This is a genomic window from Klebsiella sp. LY (genome assembly GCF_004010915.1).
Lineage (GTDB): Bacteria > Pseudomonadota > Gammaproteobacteria > Enterobacterales > Enterobacteriaceae > Klebsiella > Klebsiella quasipneumoniae.
Window position 1 is genome coordinate 393,512 of the sequence record NZ_CP022444.1, and the last position, 18,476, is coordinate 411,987.

The 18,476-nt window shown below is 63.6% G+C and carries 15 protein-coding genes and 2 pseudogenes; 3 read left to right on the top strand and 14 right to left on the bottom strand.

From position 1 onward, the window contains the following. Positions 1-22: 22 nt before the first annotated feature. The 6 genes and pseudogenes from CE636_RS04745 to CE636_RS04770 form a co-directional block, all read right to left on the bottom strand. Positions 23-790, bottom strand: coding sequence for a basic amino acid ABC transporter substrate-binding protein (locus CE636_RS04745; protein ID WP_004203029.1), 768 nt, complete (start codon positions 788-790; stop codon positions 23-25). Between the two features lie 92 nt (positions 791-882). After that, positions 883-1,816, bottom strand: a pseudogene (locus tag CE636_RS04750) (MurR/RpiR family transcriptional regulator). Next, positions 1,782-2,759: an iron-siderophore ABC transporter substrate-binding protein gene (locus CE636_RS04755; protein WP_017899599.1), complete on the bottom strand. Its 978-nt coding sequence runs from the start codon at positions 2,757-2,759 to the stop codon at positions 1,782-1,784. The pseudogene CE636_RS04750 and the gene CE636_RS04755 overlap by 35 nt, the downstream one beginning before the upstream one ends. Next, the gene (locus CE636_RS04760; RefSeq protein WP_017899600.1) at positions 2,749-3,801 is read right to left on the bottom strand and encodes a FecCD family ABC transporter permease; all 1,053 of its coding nucleotides are present in this window, start codon (positions 3,799-3,801) and stop codon (positions 2,749-2,751) included. Before CE636_RS04760 ends, CE636_RS04755 begins: the two co-directional genes overlap by 11 nt. After that, positions 3,798-4,823, bottom strand: a complete 1,026-nt coding sequence (locus tag CE636_RS04765; protein ID WP_017899601.1) for a FecCD family ABC transporter permease — start codon at positions 4,821-4,823, stop codon at positions 3,798-3,800. Before CE636_RS04765 ends, CE636_RS04760 begins: the two co-directional genes overlap by 4 nt. Further along, positions 4,820-5,641 carry an ABC transporter ATP-binding protein gene (locus CE636_RS04770; RefSeq protein ID WP_017899602.1) on the bottom strand — a complete coding sequence of 274 codons (822 nt, stop codon included), beginning with the start codon at positions 5,639-5,641 and terminating at the stop codon, positions 4,820-4,822. Before CE636_RS04770 ends, CE636_RS04765 begins: the two co-directional genes overlap by 4 nt. A 505-nt stretch (positions 5,642-6,146) precedes the next feature. Between CE636_RS04770 and CE636_RS04775 the strand changes: the two genes are divergently transcribed. Beyond that, entirely contained in the window at positions 6,147-8,219 is a 2,073-nt protein-coding gene (locus CE636_RS04775; protein ID WP_094354828.1) for a TonB-dependent siderophore receptor, read from the top strand. A gap of 104 nt (positions 8,220-8,323) precedes the next feature. Here CE636_RS04775 and CE636_RS04780 read toward each other — a convergent pair whose 3' ends face one another. From CE636_RS04780 to CE636_RS04810, 7 genes and pseudogenes are all read right to left on the bottom strand, one after another. Then, entirely contained in the window at positions 8,324-9,112 is a 789-nt protein-coding gene (locus CE636_RS04780; protein ID WP_017901271.1) for an ABC transporter ATP-binding protein, read from the bottom strand. Further along, entirely contained in the window at positions 9,106-10,101 is a 996-nt protein-coding gene (locus CE636_RS04785; RefSeq protein ID WP_017901272.1) for an ABC transporter permease, read from the bottom strand. The genes CE636_RS04780 and CE636_RS04785 overlap by 7 nt, the downstream gene beginning before the upstream one ends. Then, positions 10,082-11,119 carry an ABC transporter substrate-binding protein gene (locus CE636_RS04790; RefSeq protein ID WP_017901273.1) on the bottom strand — a complete coding sequence of 346 codons (1,038 nt, stop codon included), beginning with the start codon at positions 11,117-11,119 and terminating at the stop codon, positions 10,082-10,084. The genes CE636_RS04785 and CE636_RS04790 overlap by 20 nt, the downstream gene beginning before the upstream one ends. Next, positions 11,116-12,090, bottom strand: coding sequence for an ABC transporter substrate-binding protein (locus tag CE636_RS04795; RefSeq protein ID WP_004203042.1), 975 nt, complete (start codon positions 12,088-12,090; stop codon positions 11,116-11,118). The genes CE636_RS04790 and CE636_RS04795 overlap by 4 nt, the downstream gene beginning before the upstream one ends. A gap of 5 nt (positions 12,091-12,095) precedes the next feature. Beyond that, positions 12,096-13,247, bottom strand: coding sequence for an acyl-CoA dehydrogenase family protein (locus CE636_RS04800; protein ID WP_017901274.1), 1,152 nt, complete (start codon positions 13,245-13,247; stop codon positions 12,096-12,098). Then, positions 13,234-14,329 (bottom strand): annotated as a pseudogene (locus CE636_RS04805) (LLM class flavin-dependent oxidoreductase). The gene CE636_RS04800 and the pseudogene CE636_RS04805 overlap by 14 nt, the downstream one beginning before the upstream one ends. 144 nt (positions 14,330-14,473) lie before the next feature. Beyond that, positions 14,474-15,367, bottom strand: coding sequence for a LysR family transcriptional regulator (locus CE636_RS04810; protein ID WP_017901276.1), 894 nt, complete (start codon positions 15,365-15,367; stop codon positions 14,474-14,476). Between the two features lie 106 nt (positions 15,368-15,473). Here CE636_RS04810 and CE636_RS04815 point away from each other — a divergent pair, with 106 nt between their 5' ends. Then, positions 15,474-16,076 carry a cysteine dioxygenase gene (locus CE636_RS04815; RefSeq protein ID WP_004203047.1) on the top strand — a complete coding sequence of 201 codons (603 nt, stop codon included), beginning with the start codon at positions 15,474-15,476 and terminating at the stop codon, positions 16,074-16,076. Between the two features lie 5 nt (positions 16,077-16,081). Beyond that, entirely contained in the window at positions 16,082-17,662 is a 1,581-nt protein-coding gene (locus CE636_RS04820) for a rhodanese homology domain-containing protein (protein WP_017901277.1), read from the top strand. 12 nt (positions 17,663-17,674) lie between these two features. On the opposite strand, the gene CE636_RS04825 is transcribed toward CE636_RS04820, so the two are convergent. Continuing rightward, a complete protein-coding gene (locus CE636_RS04825; protein ID WP_025999346.1) occupies positions 17,675-18,400 on the bottom strand; it encodes a polyphenol oxidase family protein in 726 nt (241 codons plus the stop codon). Between the last annotated feature and the right edge of the window lie 76 nt (positions 18,401-18,476).

Consider the following 18,476-nt stretch of genomic DNA (forward strand, 5'->3'; position numbering starts at 1 on the left):
CGTGGTCACTGAAAAAGGTGGCTTATTGCGCTGGCAGCGTCGGCACGTTGTCGTCGAACCAGGTTTTATAGATTTTGGCGTAAGTCCCGTCGGCAACGATCTTCTGCAGACCGGCGTTGATTTTGCCCAGCAGTTCGCTGTTGCCTTTCGCCACCGCGATACCGAAATATTGACGTTCGAATTTGGCATCCGGCACCAGCTTGAACTGCTTCTCCGGGTGCTGTTTGATGTAGTACTTCACCACCCCGACGTCACCCACCGCGGCGCTGACGCCGTCCTCGAACAGCTCCTGGAGCATCAGCGGGGTATTGTCGAAGCGCTTGATCGCCGTGCTGTTCTTGCCCAGCACCTCAGAAACCACGATATCGCCGGTGCTGGAGTTCACCACCCCGACCTTCTCGTTTTTCAGGGCCGCCAGCGAATCCACCTTCGAGTCCTGGGCGACGACGATCGACTGCTCGGCCGGGAAGTACGGCGCGGAGAAATCGACCATCTGTTTGCGTTTATCGGTGATGGTGATCCCGGAGATGATGATGTCGCGGTCGCCGGTGTTCAGCGTGGCGAAGATGCCTTCCCATGGGGTATTGACCAGCTTGACGTCAAAGCCTTCGGCTTTGGCGATGGCTTTAATGATGTCGATGTCGAAACCTTCCAGCTGTTTCTGGCTGTTTTCAAATTCAAACGGCCGGTAGGTGCCGCCGGAGCCGACGGTATAGGTTTCCGCAGCCGCCTGTCCGGCTGCCGTCAGCGCGGCCATCATGAAACACGCTTTGAGCAAATTCTTGACCATGAGATTTCCTTTTTATGCATTTATTTTGCATAAAAATACACACACTGACTTTTATATGCAACCGGAAACCTTCCCGCTGGTGAATTATCTTATCAACTGCCGCGTTTACCGCCGGATTTACCAATGGCCCGGTGCAGGTCGTTGATTCGCTTCAGGGATTTCACCGTTTTTTGTGGCGTGGTGGAGGCCACCGACAGAACAATCATCTCCAGACAGACCAGCACCGTGCCGTGCAGCGGCATCCGGCTACTGTCCCCGCCGCGCGGGACGTCAATCACCACCTGCGCCTCCTGGCTGAAGCGCGAGTCCACCGCCTGGGTCAGCAGGATGGTCGGAATACCCAAGCGCTTCGCCTCGCGCAGGGTGGTCATCCCCTCACGATGGGGCGATTTTTGCCCCATCATGATCAGCACATCGCCGCGCTGCAGGCCGATGAGCTGCTCGGCGAGGCTGAAACCCGTGCGGTTCATCACATACGCCGGCAGGCCAATGCGGCTGAACAGCCGGGCGGTGTATTCGGCGAGGATCCCCGAGGCGCCGATACCGAAGATCCCCACCTGGCGTGCGTCGCTGAGCAATGCCACCGCCTGAGCCACCGCCGCGCGGTTGTCGGCCCGCGACAGGACCTCGCAAACCCGTTGATGGCCTTCCAGCACAAAATCAATACTGGAATTGACGTCGCTGGAGAGCGCGGTGACCGTGGAGCGCATCTTTTCCGCCGAGGTGACCGAGGTGCCGAACCAGCGCTCCATGGTCTGCTTAAGCTCGCGCAGCCCGGCGAAGCCCAGCGCCTGGATGGCGCGCACCACCGTGGCGTCGGAGGTCTGGGTCGCAGCGGCGATCTCCATCGCCGTCTGCTCCAGCACCACCTCGCGGTTGTCGTTGATATAGCTGACCACGGCCCGCAGTCGGGGAGAGAGCTGATGCGCCCGGGCGCGATAGCGTTCGCCGAACAGGTCGACCCGCCCCTTCTCTTTTTTTATCGCGCTTTTCATTTGGCCTCCGCCGGGAGCGGCCTGCCGGCAATATGCGACTGCACCTGGGCCACCATCAGGGAGAGCGCGGCGTAGGAGTTGGAGATCACCTCCTCCCGCGGCAGCAAAATATAGTGCCCGGTGCGGCAGGCGCGCATAAAGTCGCACCAGCCGGGCATCACCGCTTCCATCGCCTGCAGCTCATCCTGCGGCTTGCCGCCGGTATCCGACCGCCAGGTGGCGAAGACAAAATCGGCGTCCAGCTCCGGCAGCTGTTCCGCGCTGACGTCAATGCGCTGGCCGTCAGGGATCCGCTCAATCAGCGGCGGAAAGCGGAACCCGGCGTCGCGCAGCACCCGGCCCAGGGCATGATACGAATGATGCACCGTGACCTTGCCATTGTTCGCCTGGATCACCGAGACGGTGTACTGAGAAGGGTTGACCATCGCTTTCAGCTGCTTGATTTGTTCCTGATAGCGGTGCTCAAGGATCGCCAGCCGCGGCTGGGTGCCGGTCAGCTGGGCCAGCTTGCGGTAAATATCCGGGGCGCTGCCCTGCAGATGGTCGATACTCACCGTCGGGGCAATCTTCTCCAGCTGCTCCACCGACACGTGGCGACTGGGCTCGGTGATGATCAGATCCGGCCTGACGGCAGCCACCGCTTCCAGATCGATATCGGCGGTGCCAATAAAGCGGATATCGCTATTATCGAAATCGACACCGGTGAGCTGGGCGCTGGAGCGCAGATAGTGGCTGCCGTCCGGGCGCGTGCGGCCGTGGCTGGCGATCGGTGGTACCCCGAGCTCAATCAGCGGAATAGTAATATCGAGATCGTGCATCGAAACAATGCGCTGCGGATGCAGCGGGACGGTGACCGTGCGGCCTAAATCATCGGTAAAAGTTTGAGTATGTGGGTCGGCGGCGCTGACGGCCCCCGTCAGCAACAGCAGCAATGAGACGAACCAACGCATAATACCTTCCTGATTAAAGGGCATCACGGCGACGCCAGAGCAAGACAACAAAGAACGGGCAGCCCACCAGGGCAATCACAATCCCCGCCGGGATCTGCAGCGGCGCAAACGCCAACCGGCCAAGGGTATCGGTCGCCAGCACCAGCAAGGCGCCAATCAGGGCGCTGCCGCTCAGCAGCGAGACCTGGCCGCCGCGCAGCACGAAACGCGCCATATGCGGCGCCATCAGGCCCACAAAGCCCAGGCTGCCGACGCAGGAGACGCTGGCCGAGGTCAGCAGCACCGGGGCGAAAAAGCGCAGCAGAGTCAACTGCTGCAGACGCACCCCAAGGCCAATGGCGGTTCGGTCGCCCAGCAGCGCCGCGTCCGCCGCCCGGGCGGTACAGAACAGGATGATGGCCCCGGGCAGCGCCCAGCAAAAGGCCACCGCCAGCAGCGGCCAGGAGGCGGCTTGCAGGCTGCCCGCCAGCCAGATCATCGCTGTCTGTACGTCGCGTACGTCGGCGGTGGTCATAAAGATGCCGACCGCCGCCGCCAGGGTCCAGGAGACGCCGATGCCAATTAAAATAAAGCGCGGCCGCGAGCAGTCGCGGGCCAGCGTCAGGACCAGCAGGGCCACCGCCACGCCGCCGACCATCCCCGCCAGCGGCCGCCAGACCAGGCCTACCGCCGGGAAAAACAGCACCAGCGCCAGGACCACGATGCTGGCCCCCTCTTTAACGCCGATCAGCCCCGGATCGGCCAGCCCGTTGCGGGTGATACTCTGCATCGCCGCGCCGGCCAGCCCCAGCATGGCCCCGCACAGCAGCGCCATCAGGATCCGCGGCAGGCGAATATCAAACAGAATAAAGCGCGGCTGCTCGCCAATCTCCTGTGGCGCCAGCAGGGCCTGCGCCAGCGTCGACGCGGGCAGCGGATAGCTGCCGCGGCTGAGGCTGTACAGCCCGAGCGCCAGCAGCATCAGCAGCATAAAGGCGGCAATTTTCAGCGCCGCCGGGCGCAGCAGCAGCTGGCGGGAAGCGAAAAGCAGCGGCCGAAAACCGGCCCGGTGAACGGCGCGCGTCATTTAAAAAACCTCGCGGCGATAAAGATAAACAGCGGTGCGCCCACCAGGGCGGTCATCGCCCCGGTGGCCAGCTCCTGCGGCGCGACCAGCGTCCGGGCGGCGATATCTGCCAGGAGCAGCACCAGCGCCCCTACCGGCGCCGCCAGGGGCAGCGCCAGGCGGATATCTTCCGTCACCAGACGGCGCACCACGTGCGGCACCACCAGCCCGACGAAGCCGATCGGTCCGGCCACCGCCACCGCCGCGCCGCAGAGCAGCGCAATCGCCAGCAGGCCCAGCAGCCGCGTCTGGACGAGGTTCACGCCGAGGCCCAGCGCCACCTTATCCCCCAGCGCCAGCACGTTGAGGCGCGGGGCAAGGAACAGCGCGACGCCAAGGCCGATCAGCGCCGGGACCAGCGCCGTCCACAGCGTGCTACAGTTCAGCCCGGCCAGATCGCCGGCCAGCCAGGTGCGCATCGCCAGCAGCGTCTGTTCATCGAGAATTAATATCGCCGCCGTCACCGCCGACGCAAACGCCGACAGCGCTACCCCGCACAGCGTGATGCGCAGCGGCGTCGCTCCGCCGCGACCGGCAGAGGCCAGCACCATCACCCCGCCGAACAGCAGTGCCGCGCCGCAGGCGGCGGTCAGCGGCCGCGCGGCGGGGAAAGCGCCGAGAGAGAGCCCCAGCGCGGAGGTCGCCACCACTGCCAGCGACGCGCCGGCGTTAAGGCCGAGGATATGCGGCTCGCCCAGCGGGTTGCGGATCACCGTCTGTAGCAGCAGCCCGGCGACGCCGAGCGCCGCGCCGGTCAGCAGCGCCGCCGCCAGCCGCACCAGGCGCAGTTCGACGATAATCCGCTGCTCGAAATTGCGCGGATTGTACTCCAGCAGCGCCTGCAGCACCGTCTGCGGGGCGATCCAGCGGGCGCCCAGGCCAAGATGCACCAGCGAACCGGCGATAAGCAGCAGCGTAAGCAGGAGCAGCGCCAGTCGGGGACGGGCGCGCCGCCGCGCGGAAAGCAGGATAGTCACGCTCATTGCGCCGCCGCCTGGCGGGCGCGAAACGGCATAAAGAAGGGTTTGCCGGTTTGCGGGTTAATCGACATCTGCACGTCAACGTCATACACGCGTTTAATCAGCTCAGGGCTACAGACTTCGTTGTCGCTAATCGTACCGGCGATGCGCCCCTGTTTGAGAAACACCAGCAGATCGGCGTAGTTCACGGCAAAGTTGAGGTCATGGAGCACCGTCACCACCGTGCGGCCATGTTCGCGGGTCAGGGTCTGGAGCAGCTCGAGGATATCGACCTGATAGCGCAGATCGAGCCAGGTGGTCGGCTCATCGAGCAGAATGGTGGCCGTTTGCTGGGCCAGCGCCATGGCGATCCAGCAGCGCTGACGCTGGCCGCCGGAGAGGCTGTCCACCGGCAGATGAGCGAACTCGCGGGTGCCCGTTAAGCGCAGCGCCTCCTCCACCGCCAGCTCATCGGCGTCTGACCACTGGCGCATCAGACCCTGCCACGGATAGCGCCCACGCGAGACCAGCTCGAAAACCGTTAACCCTTCCGGGGTCAGCGGCGATTGCGGCAGGATGCCGAGCTGGCGCGAGACGGCCTTCGTCGGCATCTGATGAATGGCTTGCCCGTCCAGACGCACGCAGCCGCCGAGCGGCTTCAGCATCCTGGCGATAGTCGACAACAGCGTTGATTTGCCGGAGCCGTTCGCCCCTGCCAGCACCGTCATTTTGCCGCTGGGGATGGTCAGGTTGATGTCGTCAACGATCAGGGTCTGGCCGTAGCCGGCTGACAGGGCATCCAGTACGATCCCCTGCTCTGCAGGTGTCACCCGCTGTGGCATAACTCGCTCCTGCGCCGCAGCGTTCCAGGCGATGGCTGGACATTCTGCAGTCAAATCAAAATAAATCTCATTCTCTTTTGATCATGACGGGGATGAATGTAGTAGTCAATAGTCGCCATCGTCTTCCTGCGGGGACGCTGACTACAGCGAGGCTGCGCCAACGCAAAATAATTTAAATAAAATAATATCAAAGAGATAACTACATAATGCTCCCTACTGGAGGCGTTTAAAACGTCCTGTTCCTCGCCGCTGAAATTTTATCTTGCATAACGTTTACTACTACATTCCTTCATGGTTGAATGATTCTCAATTACACATATAAAGGCGCGTTCAGACGCTAAACCACGTGTTTTTATTATCCAGGGCAATGATTTTATTGGCTTTATCTGACCGCAAAGGCAGATTCGTTCACGAGAAAAAGATAATGACTCAACCCCATGTCGCCTTCACCTCGTTGCAAGGGCGGGCGCTTTTTTCGCTTCTTTTTTTGGCCTCACCGGGATTAATGGCCGCGGAAAATCACGCGGCGAAAGATAACAACGATGCGGAAGAGACCATCATCGTGGTGGCCAACGACGCCCGGCAGAGCGCCACCAGCGGCTATCAACCGCTCAGCTCCTCTACCGCGACGTTGACCTCAATGCCGCTGCTGGATATTCCGCAGGTGGTGAATACCGTCAGCGATCGGGTTCTCGAAGATCAGCACGCCACCTCGCTCGATGAGGCGCTGTATAACGTAGCCAACGTGGTGCAGACCAACACCCTTGGCGGCACCCAGGACGCTTTTACCCGCCGCGGCTTCGGCGCTAACCGCGACGGCTCGATCATGACCAACGGCCTGCGCACCGTGCTGCCGCGCAGCTTTAACGCCGCCACCGAACGGGTGGAAGTCCTGAAGGGACCCGCCTCGACGCTGTACGGTATTCTCGATCCCGGCGGGCTGATCAACGTCATCACCAAACGTCCGGAGCGGCAGTTCTCCGGTTCGGTTTCCGGGACCTCCACCAGCTTTGGCGGCGGCACCGGCAGCGTCGACGTCACCGGCCCCATCGAAGGCACGAATCTGGCGTACCGGCTGATCGGCGAATATCAGAATGAGGATTACTGGCGCAACTTTGGTAAAAACAAAAGCCGCTTTATCGCCCCTTCCCTGACCTGGTTTGGCGACCGGGCGACGGTGACCGCGTCCTATTCGCACCGCGACTACAGCGCCCCCTTCGACCGCGGCACTATCTTCGATCTCAATACCGGGCATGCGGTGAACGTCGATCGCAAAACCCGCTTCGATGAAGCCTTTAATATTACCGATGGCTATTCCGACCTCGCCCAGCTGAACGCCGAGTATCGCCTTAACGACGCCTGGACCGCGCGCTTCGACTACAGCTACAGCCAGGATCACTACAACGATAACCAGGCGCGAGTGGTGGCCTATGACTCGGCGACCGGCAACCTCACCCGCCGGGTTGACGGTACCCATGGCTCCACACAGAAGATGCACTCGACCCGCGCCGACCTGCAGGGCAACGTGGTGGTGGGTGGCTTTTATAACGAACTGCTGACCGGCGTCACCTATGAGAATTACGATCTGCTGCGCACCGATATGCTGCGCTGCAAGAACGTGAAAGGCTTTAACATCTATCATCCGGTCTACGGCACCCTGGACACCTGCAATACCGTCTCCGCGTCCGATAGCGATCAGCGGATCCAGCAGGAGAGCTATGCCGCTTACGTGCAGGACGCGCTGTACCTCACCGACAACTGGATCGCCGTCGCCGGCGTGCGCTACCAGTATTACACCCAGTACGCCGGTAAAGGCCGACCGTTTAACGTCAATACCGACAGCCGAGATGAGAAATGGACGCCGAAAGCCGGCCTGGTCTACAAAGTGACGCCGAACGTGTCGCTGTTCGCCAACGTCGCCCAGTCGTTTATGCCGCAGTCGTCGATTGCCAGCTATATCGGCGAGCTGCCGCCGGAAGAGTCCACCGCCTACGAAGTGGGCGCCAAATTCGACCTGCTGGAGGGCATTACCGCCAATATCGCGCTGTTTGATATCCATAAGCGCAACGTGCTGTACACCGAGAGTATTGGCGATGAGACGGTGGCGAAAACCGCGGGCAAGGTGCGTTCCCAGGGGGTGGAGGTGGATCTGGCCGGGTCAATTACCGATAACCTCAGCATGATTGCCAGCTACGGCTATACCGACGCCAAAGTGCTGGAAGATCCGGATTACGCGGGGAAACCGCTGCCGAACGTACCGAAGCACACCGGTTCGCTGTTCCTGACCTATGACATTCATAACGTCTACAACAGCAACACCCTGACGATCGGCGGCGGCGGCCATGCGGTCAGCAAGCGCTCCGGCACCAACGGCGCGGATTATTATCTGCCGGGCTATGCGGTGGCAGACGTGTTCGCCGCCTATAAGATGAAGCTGCAGTATCCGGTGACGCTGCAGGTGAACGTGAAGAACCTGTTTGATAAGACCTATTACACCTCTTCCATCGGCACCAATAACCTCGGTAACCAGATTGGCGATCCGCGCGAGGTGCAGTTCACGGTGAAGATGGATTTTTAACCCTTACACTGGCGCCGGATGTCGATTGCCGGGCGGCGCTGCGCTTGCACCGGCCTACCTTTCCGTGACCTTTGTCGCAGCCGCCACCGGGCAATGCGTTCACCTTACCAGTCCTCCTCCTGGCCGAGGATGCGCAATATATCCTGACGATGCTGCAGCAGCTGCGGGTTATCGCGATGGCGGGGAAAGGCCAGCGGCAAGGCGAACTCGGCGATAATCCGCCCCGGACGCGGCGACATCACCAGCACCCGCTCGCACAGCAGCAGCGCCTCTTCGATATCGTGGGTCACCAGCAGGCTGGTATAACCCTGCTGCTGCCAGAGGGCGATCAGCTCCCGCTGCATACTGATGCGGGTCAGCGAGTCCAGCTTGCCCAGCGGTTCGTCGAGCAGCAGCAGGCGCGGCTCGTTCAACAACGCGCGCGCCAGCGCGGCGCGCTGCGCCATCCCCCCTGACAGCTGCCGCGGCCACGCTTCGCTGAAGGCCTGCAGCCCGATGCGGTCAATCAGCGCGTCGGCCTTTGCTTCCAGCCCCCTTTTGCCCTGCGCCTGCGGGCCCAGCAGTACGTTCTGCCGCACCGTCAGCCACGGATAGAGCGTCGGATCCTGAAACACCAGTATGCGCTCCGGCCCCGGAGCGCCGAGCGGCGCGCCGTCGAACTGCATCTGTCCGCTCTGCGGCGCTTCCAGCCCGGCCAGCAGCCGCAGCAGGGTGGATTTACCGCAGCCGGAAGGACCCAGCAGCGCCACGCTTTCCCCCGGCCGCAGCTGCAGGCTGATATTCTCCAGCACCGGCACCGCCTGTTTGCCGAGCGTAAACGCGTGATGAAGATGGCTTATCGATACCGCCGCGCCGCGCGCTATCGTCTGCGAACCTGACGTCGCGGTTACCATTGCATCCCTCCCCGCTGCCAGCTCAGCAGCTTATCGCGCAGCATAAATAATCCGCTAATCAGGCCGGAGCACAGCAAGGCCATCACCAGCAGCGCGGCGTACATATTGGGATAGGCCGCCCAGCCCTGGGCCCACTGGAGGTAAAAGCCGATCCCCGACTTCACCCCGACCATTTCAGCCACAATCAGCACCGAAAACGACGCGCCAAGCCCCATAAACAGGCCGACAAAGACGTTCGGCAGCGCGGCGGGGATCGCCACCCGCAGGATCAGGAAACGCTGGCTGGCGCCGAGGGTCCGCGCCACGTCGTACCATGCCTTGTCAATGCCAATGACCCCGGACCAGGTCAGCACCGTGACCGGGAACCAGGTGCTCAGCGCAATCAAAAACACACTGGCGCCGAAGCTTGACGGAAAAATAAACAGGCACAGCGGCAGCAGCGCGGTAGACGGCACCGGCCCCAGCAGGCGTAACACCGGATGGACCCAGTAGCCAATCCGTTGCGACCAGCCAATGGCCAGACCGGTGATGAACCCGCTGCTGGTGCCGAGCAGCACGCCGAGCCCCAGCAGCCCCAGGGAGTGCAACAGGCTGTCGAGCAGGCGCGGCCAGTCATCATGCAGCACCTCGATCAGCGCCTGCGGCGGCGCGAAAAACGGCACCGGCAGCACGCCGCTCTTGGCGGTCAGCCCTTCCCAGGCAGCGAACAGCACCGGCAGCAGCGCCAGCCACTTGCCGGCATGCCGCACGCGCGCGCCGCGCGCTCGCCAGTAGCGATAGCTCAGCGCCAGCAGCAGCAAGCCGCCGCCGAAGGTGAACTGCGCCAGCGCCCAGCCCTCGCTAAACGGCCAGCGCCGCCCGGCATCGGGCCAGGTCAGAGTAAACAGACCGCCCAGCAGCCACAGCGCGGCGGCCAGCAGCCCTTCTCCCCACAGCGGCGCGCGGCCGGTGGGGCGCGCCAGAGCCTGCTCAAGCGAAGACGTTGGCATAGATACTCTCCGCAAACTGATGGGGATCGGTGCCCGGTTTGATCACCTGCACCCGCTGCAGGTCGACCGCGTACTGCGTCAGCTCTTTCACGAACGCCTCACCCACCGCGTGGTGGCCGTGCCCCTGCCCGTGCAGAATGCCGCTCACCTCCGCTTCATTGGTATTGAGCGCATGGGCAAGGAAGGATTGCGCCACGCTTTCCGGGTGTTCTGCGGCATAGCTGTGCGCTTCAAGGATCGCCTGAGTGAGCGCCGCGGCGGCCGGTTTATGGTCCCGCGCCAGGCTCCCGCTCACCCCCAGCACGCAGCAGCTGAGGTTGGCATAATCTCCGGTCATATTGCTGGCGACAAGCTGATACTTGCCGGTCTTCAGCAGCCGATAGCTGAACGGCTCGCTGCCGCTGATGGCGGCGATTTCGCGCTTGTCCAGCGCCACGCTGAGCAGATCCGCCGGGTAGACTTTCCACTGCACGTCGCTGATCGGGTCGATACCGTGGCGCTTAAGCAGAATGGCGAAGAAGTTTTTATCCGGCCCGGCCATGTCGGTGACGCCGATGGTTTGTCCCTTCAGGCTCTCGAGGCCGCCGAACGGCGAGTCTTTGGCCGTCAGCAGGTTCAGACAGCCGCCGTGGGTACCGGCGGTGAGCTTGACGTCAAAACCCTGCTCCAGCGCCTTCAGCCAGCGAAGCGCCATCCCCACCCCGGCGTCGGCCTTGCCGGTGGCGATCGCCTCCAGCAGCACATCGGTGGAGTTACCGAAGTTAACAAACTCAACGTCGAGGTTATATTTACTGAAAATCTTCTGCTGCTCGGCGACGGCGACCGGCGCGAGGCATACCGCACTTTTGTTGATCGCCAGCTTGATCTTGTAAGGCTGAGGCAGGCGCAGCGCCGGATGGGCATCGCCGCTGGCCATCTCCGCCATATCGTGAGCCCACAGCGGCAGAGAAACCCCGGCCAGCGCCAGGCCGCCGCTAAGCTGTAAAAAACGGCGGCGGGAAAAAGCGGATCGGCTCATGGCGTCACCTCCGCGTGGGCCGGCGCGGCGGGCACGCTAAAGCTGGGGTCAAAGGTCGGCTTCACGTCCAGCCGGGTGCGGATCAGGCCGTTGGCGAGATAAAAGTCCGCCGTCGCCTGCTGCTGGGTCACGGTTTCCTCTGCCAGCGGCTGCCACTGCGACTGGCGGTTGGCAAACTGTGCGCGGGCGATCTCCGCCGGGAAGCGGATGATCTCCCCCAGCGTTTTGCCGTAGCTGTCGAGATTGGCGTAGGCCCAGCGCTCGGCGCCGGCCAGGCGCTGGAGATAATCCTGCAGCGCGGCGCGCTTTTGCGGATCGTTAAGCGCGGAATCCGTTGCCGCAAGGAAGGTATTCCCCGGCAGCAGCCCTTTGCCGCTCACCAGGATCTGCCCCTCGTTGGTCTTCACCATTTGGGTGGTGTAGGGCTCCCAGGTCGCCCAGGCGTCCACCGAACCGTTAAGCAGCGCCACTTTGGCGTCCACCGGGCCGAGGAACACCCACTGCACCTCCTTCGGCGAGATGCCCGCCTGCTCGAGCGCTTTCAGCGCCACGAAATGACCAATCGACCCTTTGCCGGTGGCAATGCGCTTGCCTTTTAACCCGGCGGCGGTTTTTATCGCGCTGCCGGGGGAAACCAGCACCGCGGTCCCCGCCGGATTGCTTTTGTCCACGGCAATCGCTTTCACCGGCGCGCCGTTAGCCAGGGCGAAGAGCAGCGGCGCATCGCCGATGATCCCCGCGTCCACGGCGCCCGCGTTAAGGGCTTCCGCCAGCGGCGCGGCGGCCGGGAATTCAGCCCACTTAATGTCATAGGGGAGGTTTTGCAGGGCGTTGGCCGCCTCCAGCTGCGAACGCATGCCGCCTTTTTGATCGGCGATGCGCAGGGTAAGCCGCTCCTGCGCCGTCGCGTAACCGCCCAGCGCCAGCAGCATCAGCGCTGCCGCCACCCGGCCTGAGAATGATAGACGCATCGTGATTATCCTTGTGATTGAAAGACGAAGTGGCCGGCTGCCAGCCAGGCGCTGTCGCTCTGCGGGGTATGCACCCGGCCGCAGAGCACATTACGGTAGTGGCGTTCCAGCGGGTTCTGTCGGCTGAGGCCATGATTACCGGTCAACTCGAGCGCGATATTCACCGCCTGAATGGCGTTGTCGGTAATGGTGACTTTCGCCAGATTGGCCTCGATGGCGGAAAAGCGCAGCGCGGCGGCCTGCTCCAGCAGGCTGCGGTTCACCAGCAGCAGCCCGGCGATCTGTCCGACCTTCTCCTGCACCCGCGGCAGGCGGGAAAGCGGATGGCCGAGGCCCGCGGGCACCCGCCCCGTCAGCCACCTCACCAGCCAGTGGTGAGCGGCGCGGGCGATGCCGTCATAGATCGCCGCCAGCAGCGCCGTCTGCCGGTTGGCGAACAGGCGCAACGGTTCCGCCTGGGCAGAGGGTGGTGCATCGACAGGCCAGACATCCACCGCGTGCTCTGCCGCCACCCGCACGTGGCGAAAAATCACCTCATGGCTGCCGGTGGCCCGCATCCCGGCGTGATCCCAGCTTTTCACCACGCTAATCCCGGCGCTGTCGCCAGGCACCAGCCAGGTGCCCACCCGCGGCGGGTTATCATCGCTTCTCGCCCATACCGCCAGCCAGCGTAGCCCTTCAATGCCGGTGGTATAGATTTTATGACCGTTGATGTCCCAGCCGTCCGCGCAGCGGCTCGCCACGGTGTCCGGCAGGCCGCCCCGCGCCGGGGAACCCAGCTCCGGCTCAACGCGCAGGCTGTTGATCAGGCCACCGCGTTCGACGGCGTCGTGAAAAACCTGCTGGCGCAGCGGCGCGTGCCAGGCGTCGTTTTCCGCCAGCCGCAAATGGTGCAGATACTGCATGCAGACGATCAGCGCCGTCGCCGGCTCACCCCAGGCGATGGCGGCGATGGCCTGCTGCAGCTGGGCCAGGCTGGCGCCCGCGCCGCCGTAAGCACGCGGCACGGCGAGGCTTAACCAGCCCCCCGCGCGCAGGTGGTCGATATTGCGCCAGGGAAAGTCGCCGCTGGCGTCGAGGCTGGCCGCCTGCTCCGCCATCTGTTGGCGTACCGCCGTCAGCTGCTGCGCCCAGTCGTCGCGTTCAGGATGGATCACGATGCGCGCTCCGCCGCCGCACGCCGCGCGGCTTTTTCACGAGCGATCGGCAACAGCGCCCGGCCGTAGTCTGCCGCATCGTTCAGCGGGTCGAATCCGCGGATCAGGAAGTTGTGCACCCCGAGGTCGTAGTAATCGAGCAGCGCATCAGCCACCTGCTCCGGGGTGCCCACCAGGGCGGTAGAGTTATGCCCGCCGCCCACCAGCTGGGCGATGCCGGTCCACAGGCGTTTGTCCACCACTCTGCCCTGCGCGGCGGTGGCCCGCAGCCGCTGGGCGCCGATGCTGTCCGGTTTGGCCTTGAAACCGCCCCCGCGCTGCGCCGCCTGCTCGGTGGCGACATGCAGGATATGCTCGGCTTTCTCCCAGGCCTCGGCTTCGCTGTCGGCGATAATCGGCCGGAACGAGACGCTGAAACCGATGTCACGCTGGTGTTTCGCCGCTTCGGCGCGCACGCGCTGGATGGTCTCGCCGGTTTGCGCCAGCGACTCGCCCCACAGGGCGAAGACGTCGGCATGTTTGCCGGCGACGGCGATGGCCGCTTCCGACGAGCCGCCAAAGTAGATGGGAAGATGCGGCTTTTGCAGCGGACGAATAGCTGACCAGGCCTGTTCGGCCTGATAAAAATCGTTGTGAATATCGACAGGCTGCTCGCTGGTCCACACCTGGCGCACCACGTCGAGGAAGGCGTCGGTGCGGGCATAGCGCTGGTCGTGGTCGAGGTAATCGCCGTCCCGGCGCTGCTCGGCGTCATTGCCGCCGCTGATGATATGCACCGCCAGCCGGCCCCCCAGCAGATGCTCAAGGGTGGCGAATTTGCGCGCGGCGAGGGTCGGCGATACAAAACCGGGGCGATGGGCCAGCAGGTACTGAATTTTCTGCGTCGATAGTCCGGCCAGGGCGGTTACCAGAAAGCCGTCGGGTTGATCGGACCAGTGACCCACCAGCAGGCGATCGAACCCGGCGGCTTCATGGGTTTGCGCGAAGCGAACAATATAGTCGCGGTCAAAGATCGGCCCCACCGGGGCAATCGTTTCGGAAGAGAGGCGGTGGCCAATCATGCCAAGAAACTGAATGCTCATGAACAACTCCTTGCGTCAGGGTAATGGAGTGGCCGCGACGGCGGCGCTGGTCATTACCCTATACAGAGTGTGTTAATGAACAAAATGCATTTTTAGCATATCTTAATATGCAAGTCTTGCATTAATAGAAAATGAATAGTGTTTTCAGTCAGATACTGTCAGCTGCTGCACCACTTTGCTGGCGAAAAAGATCAGCGGCGACTGCAGGTTGGCCAGATACTGAGCGTGGATCAGCCACAGCGACACCGCAGGCTGAAAATCGCTGAGGTTGACGACCTCGATCTCGTCCCGCCACGGGCTGGCCGCCAGCGCCGCCCGCGGCACCAGACCCAGCCCCAGTCCCTGCGCCACCAGCGCCATCTGCAGCTGAGCGCCCGCGCTCTCGACGTTAAGCTTCAGGCGCAGGCCCTGGCTTTGCAGCTCGCGGATGAGCCCGGCGCGCAGGCCACAGCCATCGGGGTTAAGGATCCAGCCCTGTTCGACGCACTCCCGCAGCGACGACGCCCGCAGATTCAGCCGCCGGGCGGCAATCGGCACCACCTCCAGGGGGCACAGCAGACGCCCGCTGTAGCCCTCGGCGAGGGTCTGCTGGGCGGGGCCCATCGCCAGCATCCCGTCCAGTTCGCCGTTTTCCAGCCGGCGCTGCAGCTCTCCGCTCCAGCCGCAGGTGACCTGCGGGGACAGTGCGGAAAACTGCTGGCTCAGCGCCGCCAGCGCCGCCGGCAGCGCGATCTCGCTGATACTCTGCGGTACGCCGAGACGCAGCGCGCCGCGCGGCTCGCCTTGCGGATCCAACAGGCTGTAGAGCTTTTTCGTCTCGCGCTTAATGCTCAGGCACTGCTCGTACACCCGCTGACCGGCGGCGGTCAGGGTCAGCGGGCGGGTCTGACGCGCTAACAGCGTGACGTTCAGCTCCTGCTCCAGACGCTGCAGGCGCCGGGTGATCGCCGACTGGGTGATCCCCAGATAATCCGCCGCCTGATTGAGGGAAGAAAACTGCACTGTGGCCAGCAGAGCGTCAATATCGTCGATGCGCATAGGATCCTTATGTGAAATTTGCATATTAATATATGCGTAAATTGCATTTAAATAATATTAACGCCTCTGTTAGCGTTTTGACCAGTCCCTCTGACAGGAAGCGCACATGACTGCACCACGACTGGAAAAATTACGCCATTTTATTCATGAGGTTGACCGTCTGCACCGGGAACACCACTCGACCGCGCCGCTGCTTGACGCCGTGGCGCAGCGGCTGGCGGCGCTGGTGCGTCACGACGACTGGCTGCCGGAAGAGTACACCCTGCCGCACCCACACCATTACCAGCAGTATCTGCTGCATGCCGACTCCGGCGAGCGCTTCTCGATCGTCAGCTTCGTCTGGGGGCCGGGACAGGCGACGCCGATCCATGACCACCGGGTGTGGGGCGCCATTGGGATGCTGCGCGGCGCGGAGGAAAATCAACGCTACCAGCTGGATGCCGATGGCATACCGCGCGCGCTGGGCGCCGCCACGCTTCTGCAGGCAGGTCAGGTGGAGAAAGTCTCCGCTGACGATGGCGACATTCATCGCGTCAGCAATGCGCTGGCGGATCGCGTCTCCATCAGCATACATGTTTACGGCGGCAACATCGGCGCGGTGAAGCGCGCAGTGTATACCCCGGAAGGCCAGCAAAAACCGTTTATATCCGGCTACTCCAACCGCCATTTACCCAATATCTGGGATTCCTCCCGCGAACACCAAGGATAACCATTATGTCCACTTACGCTTATCGCCAGGCCGCCGGGCTCCGTCAGGCGTTGCTCGACCGTCGTGAACTGGCGCTGATCGACGTCCGTGAAGAGGCCGATTTCGCCACCGCTCATCCACTGTTTGCCGTCAATCTGCCGCTCAGCAAACTGGAGCTGGAGGTCCGCCGGCGGATACCGCGCTTCACCACCCCGATCACCGTCTACGACAACGGCGAAGGGCTGGCGGAGATCGCCGTCGAACGGCTGCGGACCTGGGGCTATCAGGATGTGGCCCTGCTGGCCGAGGGTCTCGCCGGCTGGCGCCGTAGCGGCGGCGAGCTGTTTCAGGACGTCAACTCTGCCAGTAAAGCTTTTGGCGAGCTGGTGGAAAGCGTGCGTCACACGCCGTCGCTCAGCGCCCAGGAGGTTCAGGCGCTCATCGACAGCCGGCAGGAGGTGGTGATCGTCGACGCCCGGCGCTTCGATGAGTACCAGACCATGAGCATCCCTGGCAGCATCAGCGTGCCCGGCGGCGAGCTGGTCCTGCGGGTGGAGAGCCTGACGCCCTCCCCGCAGACGCCGATCATCGTCAACTGCGCCGGACGCACCCGCAGCATCATCGGCACCCAGTCGCTGATCAACGCCGGGGTGCCGAACCCGGTCCATGCCCTGCGCAATGGCACTATCGGCTGGACGCTGGCTGGTCAGACGCTGGCGCACCAGCAGCAGCGGCAATACGACCCCTCCGCCCGCGCCTCCGGCGTCCGGGCCGCCGAGGCGGCGCATCTCGCCGAACGGGCCGGGGTGGCAGTCATCGATGAAGCGACGCTACAACGCTGGCGGCAGCAGAGCGACCGCACCACCTTCCTGTTTGATGTCCGCAGCCCCGAGGAGTACGCGGCGGGCCACTATCCTGGCAGCCTGAGCGCGCCAGGCGGCCAGCTGGTGCAGGAGACCGATCACTTCGCCAGCGTGCGGGGAGCGCGGATAGTGTTACTGGATGACGATGGCGTCCGGGCGGCGATGACCGGCTCGTGGCTGGCGCAGATGGGCTGGGAGACGGCGCGGCTGAGCGCGCTGTCGGCCAGCCAGCTGAGCGAGCGCGGGGTGCCGGCCGCCGAAGTGCCCCCCGCCCCGCCGGCGGAGGAGATAAGCCCGGCGCAGCTGGCGCAACAGCTGGAGGAGCCCGGGACGGTGGTGCTCGATTTTACCACCAGCGCCAACTTTGTCGCCCGCCATATCCCCGGCGCGTGGTGGCTGACGCGCTCGCAGCTGCGCCAGGCCCTGGAAGCGATCCCTCCCGCGCAACGTTACGTGGTGACCTGCGGCAGCAGCCTGCTGGCCCGCTACGCGGTGCCCGAGGTGGCGGCCTTAACCGATAAGCCGGTACAGGTATTGCGCGGCGGGACGCTGGCGTGGATCGCCGCCGGTCTGCCGCTGGCCCATGGCGACGACGGCCTCGCCGTCGAGCGCCGGGACCGCTATCGCCGTCCCTATGAAGGGACCGATAATTCCGCAGAGGCCATGCAGGCCTATCTGGAGTGGGAGTACGGCCTGGTGGATCAGCTGGCCCGCGACGGCACCCACGGTTTTCGGGTGATCTAACGCCAGCGCGCCTCAGGCCTGACGCATGATCCACGAGTACTGAAAGCTCTTCGGCGCCGGAAAATGGGTCCGGCGCCGGTAGGAGCCCAGCGATTGCGGCGTGCAATAGGTGCAGCTCCCTAGCCATTCAACGCTCGCCGGCGCCACCCCCGCCTCTGCGAAGATCGCTTCAGCGAAAGCGCGCAGATCAAACCACAGATTATCGCTGCCGCGTGCGGCGGCTTTAAGCGGATCGCTGACCGGGCCCGAACGGGAATGGAACAGCCGCTGGCGGTGCCGGGCCACCCGATCACCGCCGGGCTGGTCCAGCAGTTGCTGATAAAATCCGGCGGAGACTTCGTAACAGCAAGGGTGAATATGCGGCCCCACGGCGATAACCAGATCGGCCAGCGCCACCCCCTGCTGGCGAAAAGTCGCCAGACTGTTGTCGACAATGCCGCTGGCCAGCCCCTGCCAGCCGGCATGGACGCTGCAGACGAAGCGACCGTCGCGCGAGGCGATCAGTATCGGCAGGCAGTCGGCGGTCACCACCCCCACCTTTTGCCCGGCCACGGCGGTAAACACCGCGTCGGCGTGCGGCCGCGTCGGCAGCGGCTGCTGATAGTGATGCACCTCATTGCCATGGACCAGCTTCACCGGGGCCAATTCGGCATAGGGAAAAGCGGCGGTTTCGTGGACATCGAGAAACGCGTGGCGGATGCCAGGGATAGCGTCGAGCAAGCGGGAGCGGTAAGCCATAGAGACGATAAACGACAGGGAATGATGTCTTACCTTAGGCCAGGACACGCGGAGAGGCAAGGCGGCGGCCCGGCAT

Bases quoted from the DNA above. Each gene is read 5' to 3' on its own strand.
- CE636_RS04765 (WP_017899601.1), bottom strand. From the start codon at position 4,823: ATGAGCGTGACTATCCTGCTTTCCGCGCGGCGGCGCGCCCGTCCCCGA.
- CE636_RS04820 (WP_017901277.1), top strand. From the start codon at position 16,082: ATGTCCACTTACGCTTATCGCCAGGCCGCCGGGCTCCGTCAGGCGTTG.
- CE636_RS04755 (WP_017899599.1), bottom strand. From the start codon at position 2,759: ATGCCCTTTAATCAGGAAGGTATTATGCGTTGGTTCGTCTCATTGCTG.
- CE636_RS04825 (WP_025999346.1), bottom strand. From the start codon at position 18,400: ATGGCTTACCGCTCCCGCTTGCTCGACGCTATCCCTGGCATCCGCCAC.
- CE636_RS04770 (WP_017899602.1), bottom strand. From the start codon at position 5,641: ATGCCACAGCGGGTGACACCTGCAGAGCAGGGGATCGTACTGGATGCC.
- CE636_RS04810 (WP_017901276.1), bottom strand. From the start codon at position 15,367: ATGCGCATCGACGATATTGACGCTCTGCTGGCCACAGTGCAGTTTTCT.
- CE636_RS04795 (WP_004203042.1), bottom strand. From the start codon at position 12,090: ATGCGTCTATCATTCTCAGGCCGGGTGGCGGCAGCGCTGATGCTGCTG.
- CE636_RS04760 (WP_017899600.1), bottom strand. From the start codon at position 3,801: ATGACGCGCGCCGTTCACCGGGCCGGTTTTCGGCCGCTGCTTTTCGCT.
- CE636_RS04790 (WP_017901273.1), bottom strand. From the start codon at position 11,119: ATGAGCCGATCCGCTTTTTCCCGCCGCCGTTTTTTACAGCTTAGCGGC.
- CE636_RS04775 (WP_094354828.1), top strand. From the start codon at position 6,147: ATGGCCGCGGAAAATCACGCGGCGAAAGATAACAACGATGCGGAAGAG.
- CE636_RS04815 (WP_004203047.1), top strand. From the start codon at position 15,474: ATGACTGCACCACGACTGGAAAAATTACGCCATTTTATTCATGAGGTT.
- CE636_RS04745 (WP_004203029.1), bottom strand. From the start codon at position 790: ATGGTCAAGAATTTGCTCAAAGCGTGTTTCATGATGGCCGCGCTGACG.
- CE636_RS04780 (WP_017901271.1), bottom strand. From the start codon at position 9,112: ATGGTAACCGCGACGTCAGGTTCGCAGACGATAGCGCGCGGCGCGGCG.
- CE636_RS04785 (WP_017901272.1), bottom strand. From the start codon at position 10,101: ATGCCAACGTCTTCGCTTGAGCAGGCTCTGGCGCGCCCCACCGGCCGC.